The following is a 16,202-nucleotide window of genomic DNA, read 5'->3' on the forward strand; positions in this document are numbered from 1 at the left end:
AAAAATGAAGAAATTATCAATAATTAATATACTCATCGCATCGGCATTGCTCTTTAATGCCTGCGAAGAAATCGAGAAAGAGCCACTGACTTCCGACTCGCAAGCACCTCAACCTATATTATCACCGGTTGTGGAAAATGAACCCGGAGGGGCAACAATTACCTACAATTTGCCTGACGAAACCGATCTGCTTTATGTGAAAGCTGAATACACGCTGAGCGACGGCGAACAATATGAAACCCGAAGTTCAATCTATAGTAATGCGGTAAAAGTGGAAGGCTACGGAGATACAAACGAACACACAGTAACGCTCTATACTGTTGACCGGAGTGAAAATGTTTCCGATCCCGTTAATATAACAATTCAACCTTTAACACCTGATGTGCATTCCGTTCAGCAAACTATTGAAATGGTACCCGCATTTGGCGGGGTACAATACACCTGGAAAAACCCGAACAATGCACCGTTGTCATTCCTGATACTGGCCTCCGATTCAACCGGGGCAATCTTTCCGGTTGATGTTGTTTACTCCAGTATAGCAAGTGGGCAATATACACTTCGTGGCTATGAGCCGGAAGAAAGAAACTTCGGAATTGTTATTCGCGACCGTTGGGACAATTTCTCCGATTCTGTAAGAATGAATATGACTCCGATGTTTGAAGAAAAACTCGACAAAGAGAAATTCAACAGGATTGTTTTGCCTGGGGACGCTGATATGGATGCCTGGGGAATGCGTTATGAATGGATGTACGACGATAACTTAAATACAATAAGCCACACCTATGCAGGTACAGGCTGGCCGCAATATTTCACCCTTGATTTGGGAATAACTGCCAAGTTAAGCCGGTTCATTTTATTTCAACGCCAAGATGGGGGTTATGCTTACGGACATGGGAATCCACGAATCCTCGAAATATGGGGGACGGCAGAAGGACCGCCTGCAGACGGCAGCTGGGAAGGCTGGACCAAAATCCGCGACTATGTTGCCTCGCGTCCTTCGGAAGAAGGCGGTACAGCGGAAGAAGACCAGGAACATTTTGAAAGCGGCGATGAATATGCATTTACACTTGAAGATCCGCCGGTAAGATACATTCGCATTGTGGTGAATGAAACCTGGGGTTTAACTGGTTTTATTCATATTGCAGAAATTACTTTGTACGGACAGGTAATTAGCGAATAATTATAATTTAAAACGATTTAATATGAAATACATTTTTAAAACAACAATATTATTCCTGATATCTGCAATGGCATTCATGTCGTGCGACAAAATGGAAGACGTCCATGCAGATTTCGTTAAGGATGGCGAAATTATTTACGCCAATGTTCCTGATACCCTCCAAACCATGCCGGGAAGGAACCGCATTCAGCTGAAATGGCTGGTTTATAACGGCAACAACATTCAAAGAAGCATTGTTGAATGGGAAGATGCCGGCGAAATGAATAGCCAGTCGTTGGATGTTTCACTGAATACGCCCGTTGACTCAGTTTACGTTACTATTGACAATCTCGATGAAAAATCGTACCTGTTTTATGCCTACAACATCGACAGGGACGGAAACCGTTCCGTAAAAAAACAGGTAACCGGCTCGGCTTACGGCGATGTGTATGAATCTTCGTTAACCAACCGCCCGGTGTCAACGATTGAAGGCGGGGGCACCATCGATTCTGTTGTAGTAACATGGGGAACCCAGGGAGAAGGATATGTTGGAACAGAAGTAGCGTATGAAAATACCTCAGACGAACTTACTACGAAAATGCTGCTGCCAGAAGATGACAGGATTGTAATCAGAGACTGGAAATCGGAAGGAGAAATGGATTACCGTTCATTTTATATTCCGGAACCAAATGCAATTGATACATTCACTTCGCAGTTTGAATCGACTTTACTACCAAATTTCATCGAGTTCCAAAGTGAAAAAATTGATAAAGCAGATTGGGAAATTACTGACTTTTCAAGTGAAGCTGCCCCAAGCTACCTTGCATCATTTGCAATTGATGATAATATTGGAACATTTTGGCATAGTCAGTATTCGGGAGATGTACCTGATTATCCGCATTATTTCATAGTTGATATGAAAAAGATGGTAAAATTTGATAAAGTTGAATGTTTCAGGCGACAAGGTAACGGAAATGGACAAACCAAATTTAAAATCTATACCAGTCTGGATGGAATTAATTTTGAAAGTTGGGGACCCTTCGACTTTGATTCACAAAGTGATAATGGACAAATGTATTATTTTTCATCTCTGCCCGAATGCAAATTTATAAAGTATGAAGCTGTTGAAGGACCAGATAGTTTTGCTTTTCTGTCTGAAATAAATGTTTACGGACAAGTAATTCAGGAATAAATGTATATAATAAATAAAATTATTTTCATGAAAAAAGGAATCATTCTAATCATTTTAGTTAGCCTGGCAAATGTTATTTTTGCTCAATCTAATGTTATTGAAAAAAATAATGACAATACTGCCTGGTCAATCTATACAAATTCATCTCTTTACCAAATATCAGTAACCGATGCCGGCTCTATAAATATGACCTACTTTGGGAACAGGGTCCAGGATGTCAAACACCTCAAAAATCAATGGAAAGATGAATTGCCTGTTCGTGGAGGATATTCAAATACAACACCAATGCTTGAGGTAATTTTTGCCGACGGTGTAAGAGATATTGAACTTACTTTTGTTGATGCAAATATCACTACAATTGATGGATATTCTACTTTGATAATCAAACAGAAAGATGTGTTTTATCCACTGATGGTGACTGAATACATCCGCGTGCTTCCCGAATACGATCTCATTGAAAAATGGACCGAAGTAAAAAACACCGGAAAAAGGAAAAATGAGATTATTAAAATTGAAAATGCACAATCGGGAAGTTTTTTCTTGCCGAAAGACAATTATTACCTTACCCATCTTTCCGGCACATGGGGACATGAGTTTCAACCCAATGAAACCCGGCTTACTCAGGGATTAAAAACATTGCAAGTAAAAGATTTCCGTTCGTTCGGTTCTTCCTTTTTTGCCATCCGTCCTGAAGGAGAAAAGAGTGAAAACAATGGAAAAGTGTGGTATGGCTCATTAATTTACAGTGGAAACTGGCGTGTAGATTTTGAAAAATCAGCCTATGGTGAAGTGCAGGTAGTTTCCGGCATAAACTTCTGGGATCAGGATATAAATCTTAAAGCCGGAGAAATTTTTACTACTCCCAAAATGCTTGCTGGTTATACAGAAAAAGGAATGGAAGGTGTCTCGCAAAACCTCGCTTCTTATACCAGGGAACAAATCTTGCCAAAAAAGCATCGCAATGAGTTACGCCCTGTTTTATACAATAGCTGGTATGCTACCGCCTTTAATGTAAACGAGGAACACCAGCTGGCTTTGGCAAAAATTGCTAAAGAGATAGGCGTAGAAATGTTTGTGATTGACGATGGCTGGTTTAAAGGCAGAGTAAATGATCATGCAGGATTAGGTGATTGGACTGTGGATAAAAATAAATTTCCCAATGGCCTGAAGCCAATGATTGACAAAATAAATGATATGGGCCTTGACTTTGGCATCTGGATTGAACCTGAGATGGTAAATCCTAACAGTGACCTTTACAGGGCACATCCGGACTGGGTCTATCACTACCCAAATCGTACACGCCACACAGGCAGAAATCAACTGATGTTGAATCTGGCCCGCGAGGATGTTTACGAATACCTGTACAACAGCTTCCATAAATTATTAAAGGAAAACAATATAAAATTTATTAAGTGGGACATGAACAAATCGTTGACGGATCCGGGATTCCCTTCTGCAAATACTGATGAACAGCGCAGTGTACGTATTAAATATGTGAAAAATCTGTATCGTCTGATAGAATCTTTGCGTCAGGAATTCCCCGATGTTTGGTTTGAAAACTGTGCCAGTGGTGGTGGACGAATTGATTTGGGAATGTTGTCTCGCATGGATTTCAACTGGGCAAGTGATAATACTGACCCTGTGGACAGAATTTTTATTCAACATTCTTATCTAAATGCTTTTCCGGCAAATACAATGATTAGTTGGGTAACACGTGAAGACTGGCATCGTCAAAATCATCCTTTGGACTTTAAGTTCAACGTTTCAATGTGTGGCGTATTGGGTATTGGTTACGATATTACCAAGTGGACAGAAGAGGAAAAGGCGATTGCAAAAGAAAAAATTTTCAGCTATAAAGAAATACGTGAAACGGTGCAGTTTGGAGACCACTACAGGTTAATTTCCCCTTACGAAAATAACAGTAGCGTATTACAATATGTCAATAAAGATAAGTCTGAATCCATTGTTTTTGTATATAACCTGGCTGAATATCCGAATAATGCGATTTCCGAGACGAAACGTTCAAAAGAGATTCAACTGAGGGGATTACAAGCTGATGCTTTGTATAAAATCGAAGGCTTGGAAACCCCTTTTACCGGTCAACTTCTTATGGATAAAGGAATTGTTTTTCCTGTGGCGGGCGCTTTTAAAAGTAAAATATTTAAACTAACGAAACAATAAGAAAAAAAGGAGCGGTAATTTTTCAAATTTGTACTGACCACCAAATTGTTTGGGTGCCTGCTCAGCATAAACTAAAGGTCTGTAAATTTAAAAAGACTATAGTTAAAATAATACGATGCGCTATTTTTATGCCTAAAACAAAGCAACTATGACAGAAGTAAAATTCAACAAACGATTTATTATCGGAATCACGTTGGTTTCGGCCATGGGCGGGTTGCTGTTCGGTTACGACTGGGTGGTCATCGGCGGGGCCAAACCTTTTTACGAACGTTTTTTTGATATCACGCAATCGCCCGGCCTGCAAGGGTGGGCCATGAGCAGCGCGCTGATTGGCTGCCTGTTCGGCGCCTTGTTTTCTGGCTACCTTTCCGACCGTTTTGGACGAAAAGTGCCGTTGATATTTGCCGCTTCGCTGTTTACGTTGTCGGCCATCGGAACAGGTGCGGCCAGCATGTTTACTCCGTTCATCGTGTATCGCCTGCTGGGTGGGTTGGCCATCGGTATTGCTTCGGCCACTTCGCCCATGTACATCGCAGAAGTTTCGCCTGCTCCCATTCGCGGAAGGCTGGTGGCGGTGAACCAGTTAACCATTGTGATCGGCATCCTGGCGGCGCAAATCGTCAATTACCTGATTGCCGAAAAAGTTCCCGACGGGGCAACTGACGAATTTATCCGGCAGTCGTGGAACGGACAAACGGGCTGGCGCTGGATGTTCTGGGCAGAGACCATACCGGCAGTCTCCTTCTTTTTACTCGCGTTTTTAATTCCCGAAAGCCCGCGTTTTCTGGCAAAAACAGGAAAAACAGAGGCTTCGTTAAAAATTCTTGAAAAAATTGGAGGCACTGAATATTCCCTGAACGAAGAAAAAAACATTGCCGAAACATTAAAAGACGCATCGCATAAAATCGACTGGAAAATGCTGAAAGCAAAAAGGATACGGCCTGTTTTGGTGCTCGGAATTGTGCTGGCAGCTTTTCAGCAGTGGTGTGGAATAAACGTCATTTTCAACTACGCCGAAGAGATTTTTACTTCTGCCGGTTATTCTGTTTCCGACATGCTGTTGAATATTGTAATTACCGGCTCGGTGAATCTGGTATTTACCCTGGTGGCCATGCGCATGGTTGACAGTTGGGGCCGCCGCAAACTAATGTTGCTTGGTTCGCTGAGCCTGGCTGTCATTTATGTTGTTTTGGGCGGAAGCTATCATCTCGGAATCCAGGGATTCGTCATTTTAACGCTGGTTGTTTTGGCCATCGCAACCTATGCGCTCACACTGGCGCCCGTAACCTGGGTGATCCTTTCCGAGATTTTTCCCAACAGGGTGCGCGGTACTGCCATGGCACTGGCCACCACCTCACTGTGGTTAGCTTCTTTTGGGCTCACCTACACGTTCCCCCTCCTGAATAAAGCGCTGAATGCATCGGGAACGTTTTGGCTGTATGCCGTCATAAGTATTTCAGGGTTTTTGTTTATCCTGAAAAAACTTCCTGAAACCAAGGGAAGAAGTCTGGAAGAGATAGAAAAAAGTATTACCAATTAAGAATAGATTACAAGATGATTGTAAAAGCCTGGAATGAAAAGGTTGTGATCCCAACCTACGGAATTGGAGAACCGGAGAAAAACCCCATGTTTCTGGGAAAGCGTGTTTACCAGGGTAGCAGCGGTGTAGTATATCCGCATCCGGTGATTGAGAAAATTTTGGATAAAAAAGAGGATAAAGCATGGAATGCCGTTTTTTTGGAAAACGATTATTTAAAAATAATGATCCTGCCTGAGTTGGGCGGGCGCATTCAGATGGCTTTCGATAAAACCAAAAACCGGCATTTTGTCTATTACAACCAGGTGATTAAACCGGCGCTGGTTGGCCTCACCGGCCCCTGGATTTCAGGCGGTATCGAATTCAATTGGCCCCAGCACCATCGGCCCTCCACCTTCGAACCGGTGGATTATACCATCGAGGAAAACCCCGATGGCAGCATAACAGTTTGGTGCAGCGAAGTGGAACGCATGTTCCGCACCCGCGGAATGGCGGGTTTTACGCTTTATCCTGACAAAGCCTACCTGGAAATCAAGGTGAAACTTTACAACCGTACCAACCATCCGCAAACCTTTTTGTGGTGGGCCAACCCGGCGGTGAAAGTGAACGACGAATACCAGTCGGTTTTCCCGCCCGACGTGCACGCCGTGTTCGACCATGGCAAGCGCGATGTTTCGGAATTTCCCATCGCAAAAGGAACGTATTATAAAGTCGATTATTCGCCCGGCACCGACATTTCCCGCTACAAAAATATCCCGGTGCCAACCTCGTACATGGCCATCACTTCGAAATACGATTTTGTGGGCGGCTATGAACACGATTCCAAAGGCGGACTGCTGCATGTGGCCAACCATCACATCTCGCCAGGGAAAAAACAGTGGACCTGGGGGAACGGCGATTTCGGCCACGCCTGGGACCGCAACCTCACTGATGAAGACGGCCCCTACATCGAACTGATGTGCGGTGTTTATACCGACAACCAGCCCGATTTTTCGTGGTTGATGCCTGGAGAGGAAAAGTCGTTCAGCCAGTATTTTATGCCCTACCGTGATTTGGGTGTGGTAAAAAATGCCACCAAAGAGGCGATGGTAAATCTTGAAGTCGAAAATGGCAAGGCAACGATTAAAGCTTACACCACGGCTTCCTATCCTGCCGGGAAAGTGTTGCTGGCTTGCGGTGATCGGATTTTAGTGGAAGAATCATTCGATTTCCACCCGGATACTTCGTTTGAAAAAACGGTGGAATTGCCTTTCGGTGTGAAAACGGAAGAACTTTATGTTGCCGTAAAAACAGTCGAAGGGAAAGTTTTGGTTGACTGGTGTCCCGAACCGAATAGCGAAAAAGAGGTTCCGGCACCGGCCAAAGCCGCCAAAGAGCCGCAGGACATTGAAAGCAACGAGCAGTTGTACCTCACCGGTCTGCACCTCGAACAATACCGTCATGCCACCTACGATCCGCGTCCGTATTTCGAGGAGGCACTGAACCGCGACCCCGGCGACAGCCGGTGTAACAATGCGCTGGGATTGTGGTACCTGCGCAGGGGGCAGTTTGCCAAAGCCGAAAAATATTTCCGCACTGCCGTTCAAACCCTCACTAAACGTAATCCCAATCCGGTTGACGGCGAACCTTTTTTTAATCTCGGGCTGGCATTGCTTTACCAGGAGAAGGATGAAGAAGCGTACGGTGCATTTTACAAGTCGGTGTGGAATGCAGCCTGGCAGGACAGCGGTTACTTTCAACTGGCGCGGCTTGCTATGAAAAAACGAAATTGGGAGGAAGCGCTCGATCTCATCGACCGTTCACTCAGCAGAAACATGCACAACCACAAAGCCCGTCATCTGAAAGTGGCAATTCTCCGTAAATTGGATCGGTTGGAAAAAGCTCGTCGATTGGCTGATGAATCGCTTGAACTGGACCGGTTCAACTTTGGCGTGTTGTATGAGAAAGAGCTCTTTAGCCCTGACAGGGTTTCGAACTCTGTCAGGGCTGAGTTAACCGGCCTGATTCGGGGAAACATCCACAATTACATCGAATTTGCCCTCGATTATGCGTTTGCCGGTTTAAACGACGAAGCCATTCAGTTTATCGAAACAGGCATCCGTGAACAAACCGGGAATGTTTACCCGTTGGCCTTTTACTTCAATGCCTGGTTTTTTTACAAAGCCGGGATGGAAGAAAAGTCCAGGGAAATTTTGGAAACCGCGGCAAAGGCCAGTCCCGGTTTTTGTTTCCCCAACCAGCCGGAAGCATTGATAGCGCTGACCTGGACTGTTGAAAAAAACAGCGAAGACTTTAAAGCGTGGTTTTATCTCGGTAATTATTGGTACGATGCCAAAAATTACGATGAGGCCATTTCCTGCTGGGAAACCTCAAGAAATATTACCGACCGTTTACCGACTGTCCGGAGAAACCTGGCGCTGGCTTATTTCAACAAAAAGCAGGACGGTAAAAAAACTTTGGCAGAGTTGGAAGCTGCATTCGCGCTCGATGAAACCGACTCCCGGATTTTGTTTGAGTTGGATCAGTTGTACAAGCGGCTGAATCGAAAGCCGGAACCACGGCTGGAAATGCTTGAAAAGCACCTGCCCCTTGTGGAAGACCGCGATGATTTGTATCTCGAACGGGTGACGTTGAACAACCTTTTGGGACAGTTTGAAAAAGCTTTTGAACTGCTGATGAAGCGGAAATTCCATCCGTGGGAAGGCGGCGAAGGAAAAGTGTCGGGCCAGTATGTTTTTAGTTTAACCGAGATTGCGAAAAAAGCTATAAAAAACGGAGAATACACAAAAGCCCTGGAACTTTTGGAACAAGTAAAAGTGTATCCCGAAAACCTCGGTGAAGGAAAATTGACTGTGAGACAGGAGAACGACATAAACTACTGGATGGGTGTAGCGTTCGAAAAAAATGGGAAAACGGAGGAGGCGACTCGGTGTTGGGAAATGGCATCGAACGGGATGAGCGAACCGGCTGCCGCCGTTTTTTACAACGACCCGCAGCCCGATACCATTTTTTACCAAGGACTGGCACTTTTGAAACTGGGCCGGAAAAAAGAGGCAGAAATCAGATTCAACAAACTTATCAATTTTGGGTTGAAACATATCGATGATCACATCAAAATCGATTATTTCGCCGTGTCGCTGCCCGACCTGCTGATTTGGGATGCCGACCTGGATGCGCGTAACCGGATTCATTGTAAATACCTGGCCGGACTGGGATGTCTCGGTTTAGGGCAGGCTGAAGAAGCGATTCAATATTTATCGGAAGTGATAAAACTGGATCAGGCTCATCCAGGCGCGCAGATTCACCTGGCCATGGCTAGGGGGAAGTTTTAATCTGATTATGATGAAAAATAATTGATTTTTGGGAAGTACTTTATTAAGACCAAAGTAACAGAATAGTGTTTCTGTTCATAATTTAAATTATCAACGAAAATGTAAATAGATTAAAAAAAACTTGACAACACAAATCTTCATTATATCTTTAAGTAAATGATTTAATTCATTTACATTGCTCACTCTTAAAGAATTCTAATTCACTCAAGATTTAACTCAATTTAATTTACAAGAAAGCCCGTTTTTTAGCGGGTTTTCTTTTATTTTGCCTCCTGATTTTTGAAAATAAAGATATGTTGAAAATTCATTTTTCCCTTTTCGTAGTATTGATTTTTTGCTGTGTAGAAAGTATTAATTCCCAAACTCAGTTTACTCCTTACGATGACCTCCCGGGAATTGATAAAGTTTACAAACCGGCTTTCAACGAAACTTACACCGGCTGGAAAAAAATGCTTTACGAATTTCCGGTAAATCTTCATGAAATAGAAAATGATTTCAACAGTTACAGGCTCAAAAACAGCAATGAAAAATCGCCAGTTATCAAATACTACAAGTTGTGGAGAAGAGTCATTGAAAACTATGCCGATGGAGATGGGGAAATAATTTTACCGGATGTGGAAACTTACCGGAAGAAGCAGTTCAATGAACAGCAAAAAGCACTCTTTTCTCAAAAATCGGCACAATCAGATCCATCCAACTGGCAGTTTCTCGGACCAAAAGAAACGTTTTGGCAAAACGAAACCAACCTGAACGAAGCTTTTAAAACGCCCGAAGGCGATCCGAAACAGTGCCCGTGGCAGGCCAATGTGTATGCATTCGACGTTTCGAAAACCAATCCCGATGTCCTGTATTGCGGTACCGAAACCGGCTACATAAGTAAAACCATAAACAAAGGGTTGACCTGGGAACTTCTGGGAAAAAACTATCCGTTTGGTGGTGGTGCACCAGCCGTAGCCATTCATCCCGAAAATGCCGACACCGTTTATGTTTCTGCCGGAAATCAGATGCACAAAACAACCGATGGCGGCCAAACATGGATGCCATTGCTGCAACCTTCTGAACAATTTGGTGCGGTACGCCTGAAAATTCACCCCGAAAACCCTGACATTATAATCGCTGCATCATCTTCTGGATTTTTTATGACTGAAGATAGCGGTGAAAACTGGTCGCGAAAATGGAGCAACGCAGTTTGGGACGTAGAATTTAAACCTGATAATCCGTCGGTAATCTATGCTTTAACAAAAAACCTTGCAGGAGTTTTCCAGGTAATCGTTTCAGAAAATACAGGGCGCTCGTTTAACGTTGATGACAATTTTCCTTCCACCTACCCCGAAGAATCGGGAGGTTTGCTTGCTGTTACACCAGCCAATCCATCGTTGCTTTATGTTACACTTCTGGCAAGGGAAAACGGAGAGGGAATACCATTTATCATAAAAGGTGAAAACTCCAATGGAACATTCAGCTGGGAAGAAACAAAAAAAGGGCAAACCATACAGAAAGGAGGTCTCGGCGGTTTTACCAACGGTCAGGGCTACTTCGATTTGGTTCTTGAGGCTTCTCCCAACGACGAAAATCTTGTATTTTGGGGAACATGTACCCTGTTTAAATCAACTGACGGAGGTTACAACTTCTCAAAAACAGGCGGGTACGGCGGTGATTTCCCCATTCACCCCGATATTCAGGACATGCAGATTCTTCCCAATGGGGAAACCTGGGTGGCTACCGATGGGGGGATGAATTTTTCCACCGACTACTTTACCGATTTGGCCAACTACTCGTCGCGCACACAAGGAATTGTGGGTTCCGATATGTGGGGATTCGACCAGGGATGGAATGAAGACCTGATTGTTGGCGGACGCTACCATAACGGCAACACGGCAATTGCCGATTTTTACGACGAAAAAGCACTTCGCATGGGTGGTGCCGAATCGCCTACCGGCTGGGTGATAAAAGGGAAAAGCCGGCACGTGGCTTTTAATGATCTGGGAAACGGCTGGATTCTTCCCAAAACAGCCGAAAGTTTGCCCGAAGGACGCTTTATTTTCAGCAAATTTCCCAATATGGATGAATATGGCGGAAGGCGCAGCAACCTGGTTCATCATCCCAATTATTACGGAACGCTTTATTTGGGAGAAGGAAATGGATTTTGGAAAAGCACCGATGCCGGCGAAAACTTCGACCTTTTGCACCAGTTTCCCGACCGGGTGCGCTACCTGCAGGTGAGCCATAAAAATCCGGACGTTTTTTATGCCGATGTGGTTGGAAAAGGCCTCTACCGCAGTAACGACGGTGGGAAATTGTGGGAACACAAATCTGCTTTAACCAATGGCCAGTACGGCGATTTGTCGTGGGGAGGAAAACTGTTTTTCGTGATTTCGCCTTTTAACGAAGACAAAATTTATGTGTGCCTGCAAAATGGAATGTGGTCGGCCGATGCCGGTAAAATTTTTGTTTCGGAAGACGGTGGCGACACATGGACCGATTATACCAGCGGGCTCAACGAATATACCAAATGCATGGTTATTCAGCCAACTCCTGACGAAACAGATTTGGTCTATTTATTTACCAACTCAAAAAACGGCTCACGGTCGAAAGTGTTTTACCGTTATGAAGGGCAACCCTACTGGAATGAATTCAACAGCCACTACCCTGCCGGCATGACTGTGAACCTGGCGCTTCCGTTTTACCGCGACAGCAAAGTGCGCGTTGCCGGGAATGCCGGCATCTGGGAATCGTCCCTCGCAGAAACCACGTTTCAGCCAATTGTAAATCCGTGGGTGGAAAAGCCTTTCTACAATTGCATGGAGGATACGCTCTATTTTAACGATCATTCCATTTTAAACCATGAAGGTGCCCAATGGAACTGGGAAATCACACCGGAACCAGCCTACATAAGCGATGCCGGCATCCGCAACCCCAAAGTAGCTTTGGGAAATCCCGGAACTTATGATGTAACCCTCACGGTTGAACAGGATGGCGAAACCTGGTCGAAAACAATTCATGAAATGGTTTCCACAACCACCTGCCCGTCGGTGAACGATTGCGGAAACCCAGCTGAACTGAATAAAGAAGATTGGTCGCTGGTTTATGTTGACAGCGAGGAGACTGTTGGAGAAGACGGGGCAGCTGCCAATGCATTCGACGGAGATCCTGATTCATTCTGGCATACCGAATGGTACTACAGTGAACCGGGGCAGCCACACGAAATTCAAATCGATCTCGGCCGTGATTATCAAATCAGCCAGTTGAACTATTTGCCGAGGCAAAGCAGTGCTAACGGACGCGTAAAAAATTTTGAACTGTATGTTTCGAACAACACCAACAACTGGGGCGAGGCCGTTGCTGAAGGTGCTTTCGAGTCAGGCGCAGGAAGGAAGCAAATTGATTTTGAAGCACAATCCGGCCAGTTTGTGAAATTCAGGTCGTTGTCAGAACAAAACGGAAATCCGTTTACCACTGTTGCTGAACTGGATTTTGTGGGTTGTATTTCCCAAAACAGTACCACAAGTAAAATGCAACAGTTGGCTGAAACAGGGGCTTACCCCATTCCGGCCAATGAGCAAATTACGGTAGAACTGCCCGCCGGACAGGGTTCTCCACAATGGAACTACAAAATGATAGATTTGACGGGCAAAATTGTGGATGCCGGCCGTTTCAGCCATGTTTCACCGAAACATTCATTCAGTTTGAACGGATTTGAGCCGGGGATTTATCTCATGCTGCTAAAAAACCAGAACTCAGCTACCACCTACCGGATTAAATTTGTTGTGGAATAATCGGCTGCGTTAATATGTTGAGCGATCGGTATCATTATCATTGTATTTCTCCTGAAGTTTGACAAGCTCAGTTTTCAGGCTGTCGATGAGCGCGGCATGTTCCTGCGAATCAATCAAATTATTCATCTCATCCGGGTCGGTTGCCAGGTCGTAAAATTCCCATTCATCAATATCGTAATAAAAATGAATGAGTTTGTACCTGTCTGTCCGGATGCCGTAATGACGTTTCACCATGTGCTCATTCGGAAATTCGTAGTAGTGGTAATAAATGCCATCGCGCCATTCCACATTTTCCTCATTTGCAAGAAGTGGTTTCATTGATTTTCCCTGAATTTCGGAAGGGATCTCCACACCAGCAAAATCGAGAAAAGTGGGTGCGTAATCTATATTCTGAACCATTTCTGTCACCTCTCCTTTTGCAGAATATCCACGGGGGAGCCGCATGAGCAGTGGAGTGCGCAGTGATTCTTCGTACATAAACCGTTTGTCGAACCAGCCGTGCTCGCCCATGTAAAACCCCTGGTCGGACGTGTAAACCACCAGTGTATTCTCATCCAGTCCGTTTTCTTCGAGGTAATCGAGTACCCTGCCTACATTTTCGTCAACCGACCGAATGCAGGCCAGGTAATCCTGCATGTAGCGCTGATATTTCCAAATATCCAGTTCTTTACCCTGCAGGTTTCGTTCAAGATAATCCTCTCTAATCGGATTGTAATGGGCTTCCCATGCCTTTTTTTGTTTTTCGTTCATCCGGGCCGTGTGATCCATTCCCGGGAAGCGCGATTCAATTCGCTCATCCTGCATTTTTAGGTCGTACCGAATATCCATATCGTTTTCCCGGATGCTCAGTTTTTGTTCTGCCGCTGCTGTACGTCCTTCATAATCATCAAAAAAGTTATCCGGTACCGGATAGGTTTTTCCCCTGAATTCATCGAAATGAATTGTATCGGGCTGCCATGTGCGGTGTGGTGCTTTGTGGTGAAGCAAGAGGCAAAACGGCTTTTCACTGTCTCTTCCATCGAGCCAGTCCAGCGCAAAATCGGTAGTTAGTGTGGTGCAGTAACCTTCCACCTGCTTTTTCTCGCCCATTTCAATAAAATCGGGATTATAATATTCGCCTTGGCCCGGCAGTATGTTCCAGTAATCGAAACCGGTTGGGTCACTTTTAAGGTGCCATTTGCCAATCATGGCCGTTTGGTAGCCCGCTTGCTGCAGCAGCTTTGGAAAGGTTACCTGTGAACCGTCGAATGTAACCCGGTTGTTAATCTGACCATTTACATGCGTGTGTTTTCCGGTAAGCAACGTAGCGCGGCTGGGCGCACAGATGGAATTCCCCACAAAACCGTTCGTAAAAATAACTCCCTCATCGGCAATCCGGTCGAGATTGGGTGTTTCAATCAGTTTATCGCTGTAGGCACTGATGGTCTGGAAAGAATGATCATCAGTCATTATAAACAAAATATTGGGCTGTTCAACTGGTTCTTCGGTTTGTTTACAGGAGGTCTGGGCAATAAAAAACAGGGCTAAAATCACGGTTAAATTCCGGGTCATAATTCTGATGGTTTAAAAACTTAGAATAAATTACATTGATTATTACTTCGCGAAACAAAACTAATATTATTTGCAAAATATAATCAAAGGAAAAACCAACTTTTGAAAAAATTCCAGAAGTTTATTTTTCAAAGAAGAGACAATTTCTACTGGTCGTAATTGAAATGACGCAGGTGATGCCCCATTCGGTCGCGTTTTGTCTTCAGGTATCTCTGGTTATGCTCATTGGGCTCAATTTCAATGGGCAGTGTGTCCACAACTTCAAGCCCGAAACCTTCTATGCCAACGCGTTTCACCGGGTTATTGGTAAGCAGGCGCATTTTGGTAACCCCCAGGTTACGCAAAATTTGTGCGCCTACGCCATAATCGCGTTCATCGGCTTTAAATCCCAGGTGAATATTGGCATCAATGGTATCCATTCCCTGATCCTGCAACTTGTAGGCTGCAATTTTATTCAGCAAACCAATTCCGCGGCCTTCCTGCATCATGTAAACAATTACGCCTTTCCCGGCTTTGTCGATCATCTCCATCGATTTATGTAACTGGTCGCCACACTCGCAACGCAGTGAGCCAAAAATATCTCCGGTCATGCATGAAGAATGCACTCTGACCATAATTGGCTCATTTACATCCCATTCGCCTTTTATCAGTGCCACATGCTCGGCGCCGTTCGATTTCTGCCGAAATGGAATAATCGAAAACTCGCCAAATTGCGTGGGAAGTTTGACTTTTTCGCCCCTGTCAATTAAACTTTCGCTTTGAAAAAGGAACGAAATCAGGTCTTTTATCGATACGATTTTCAAGTTGAATTTTTGGGCCAGTTTCATGAGTTCGGGCAGGCGCGCCATGGTTCCGTCCTCGTTCATTATTTCAACCAAAACTCCGGATGGATAAAGCCCTGCCAGGCGGGTAAGGTCAACAGCCGCCTCGGTGTGGCCGCTACGGCGTAATACACCCCGGTCTTTTGCTTTTAGCGGGAAAATATGCCCCGGCCGTGCAAGTTCGGCTGGTTTGGTATTTCTGTCCACCAGCATTTTAATAGTAGTTGCCCGGTCACTGGCCGAAATACCGGTAGTAACATCGGGGTGGATGCCATCTACTGAAACAGTAAATTGGGTTTCGTGGTACGAAGTATTCTGCCCAACCATTAAATCCAGATCGAGCTCATTGCAGCGTTTTTCGGTGAGGGAAACGCAAATTAAACCACGCCCGTGAATGGTCATGAAATTAATAACTTCGGGGGTAATTAATTCAGAGGCAAAAATAAAATCACCTTCATTTTCGCGGTCTTCATCATCTACCACAATTACCAGTTCGCCTTTCTTAATAGCAGCAACTGCTTCGGGAATTGTATTCAGTTTAATATCATCAGTCATGAAATATCTTCTTTAAATCAGCTGCAAAATTACAATAAAATATCGAGAAAAGAATGATATCCGTCGCCGGACAGATTAAAAATAACACTGAAAAATTA

General features: G+C 44.4%; 8 protein-coding genes. 6 read left to right on the top strand and 2 right to left on the bottom strand.

Features of this window, described 5'->3' with window-relative positions:
- Window positions 1-4: 4 nt before the first annotated feature.
- From BUC07_RS09445 to BUC07_RS09470, 6 genes are all read left to right on the top strand, one after another.
- Window positions 5-1,180 (top strand): DUF5000 domain-containing lipoprotein, encoded by a 1,176-nt coding sequence (locus BUC07_RS09445; protein ID WP_175552507.1) that lies wholly within the window; start codon window positions 5-7, stop codon window positions 1,178-1,180.
- 22 nt (window positions 1,181-1,202) lie between these two features.
- Window positions 1,203-2,351, top strand: a complete 1,149-nt coding sequence (locus BUC07_RS09450; RefSeq protein ID WP_083578189.1) for a DUF4998 domain-containing protein — start codon at window positions 1,203-1,205, stop codon at window positions 2,349-2,351.
- 27 nt (window positions 2,352-2,378) lie between these two features.
- Window positions 2,379-4,532, top strand: coding sequence for an alpha-galactosidase (locus BUC07_RS09455; protein ID WP_073168844.1), 2,154 nt, complete (start codon window positions 2,379-2,381; stop codon window positions 4,530-4,532).
- A 148-nt stretch (window positions 4,533-4,680) separates the two neighbouring features.
- Window positions 4,681-6,072: a sugar porter family MFS transporter gene (locus BUC07_RS09460; protein WP_073168705.1), complete on the top strand. Its 1,392-nt coding sequence runs from the start codon at window positions 4,681-4,683 to the stop codon at window positions 6,070-6,072.
- Window positions 6,073-6,086: 14 nt separating this feature from the next.
- Window positions 6,087-9,401, top strand: coding sequence for a DUF5107 domain-containing protein (locus tag BUC07_RS09465; RefSeq protein ID WP_073168707.1), 3,315 nt, complete (start codon window positions 6,087-6,089; stop codon window positions 9,399-9,401).
- 293 nt (window positions 9,402-9,694) lie between these two features.
- Window positions 9,695-13,177, top strand: coding sequence for a discoidin domain-containing protein (locus tag BUC07_RS09470; RefSeq protein WP_073168709.1), 3,483 nt, complete (start codon window positions 9,695-9,697; stop codon window positions 13,175-13,177).
- Between the two features lie 9 nt (window positions 13,178-13,186).
- On the opposite strand, the gene BUC07_RS09475 is transcribed toward BUC07_RS09470, so the two are convergent.
- Both BUC07_RS09475 and BUC07_RS09480 read right to left on the bottom strand, forming a co-directional pair.
- Window positions 13,187-14,728 (bottom strand): sulfatase family protein, encoded by a 1,542-nt coding sequence (locus tag BUC07_RS09475; protein ID WP_073168768.1) that lies wholly within the window; start codon window positions 14,726-14,728, stop codon window positions 13,187-13,189.
- Window positions 14,729-14,874: 146 nt separating this feature from the next.
- A complete protein-coding gene (locus BUC07_RS09480; protein WP_073168773.1) occupies window positions 14,875-16,104 on the bottom strand; it encodes a bifunctional 3,4-dihydroxy-2-butanone-4-phosphate synthase/GTP cyclohydrolase II in 1,230 nt (409 codons plus the stop codon).
- Window positions 16,105-16,202 lie beyond the last annotated feature (98 nt).

The sequence above is a fragment of the Tangfeifania diversioriginum genome, assembly GCF_900141875.1.
Taxonomy (GTDB): domain Bacteria; phylum Bacteroidota; class Bacteroidia; order Bacteroidales; family Prolixibacteraceae; genus Tangfeifania; species Tangfeifania diversioriginum.

Coding starts and splice junctions, on each gene's coding strand:
- BUC07_RS09475 (WP_073168768.1), bottom strand. CDS start 14,728: ATGACCCGGAATTTAACCGTGATTTTAGCCCTGTTTTTTATTGCCCAG.
- BUC07_RS09445 (WP_175552507.1), top strand. CDS start 5: ATGAAGAAATTATCAATAATTAATATACTCATCGCATCGGCATTGCTC.
- BUC07_RS09455 (WP_073168844.1), top strand. CDS start 2,379: ATGAAAAAAGGAATCATTCTAATCATTTTAGTTAGCCTGGCAAATGTT.
- BUC07_RS09480 (WP_073168773.1), bottom strand. CDS start 16,104: ATGACTGATGATATTAAACTGAATACAATTCCCGAAGCAGTTGCTGCT.
- BUC07_RS09460 (WP_073168705.1), top strand. CDS start 4,681: ATGACAGAAGTAAAATTCAACAAACGATTTATTATCGGAATCACGTTG.
- BUC07_RS09465 (WP_073168707.1), top strand. CDS start 6,087: ATGATTGTAAAAGCCTGGAATGAAAAGGTTGTGATCCCAACCTACGGA.
- BUC07_RS09450 (WP_083578189.1), top strand. CDS start 1,203: ATGAAATACATTTTTAAAACAACAATATTATTCCTGATATCTGCAATG.
- BUC07_RS09470 (WP_073168709.1), top strand. CDS start 9,695: ATGTTGAAAATTCATTTTTCCCTTTTCGTAGTATTGATTTTTTGCTGT.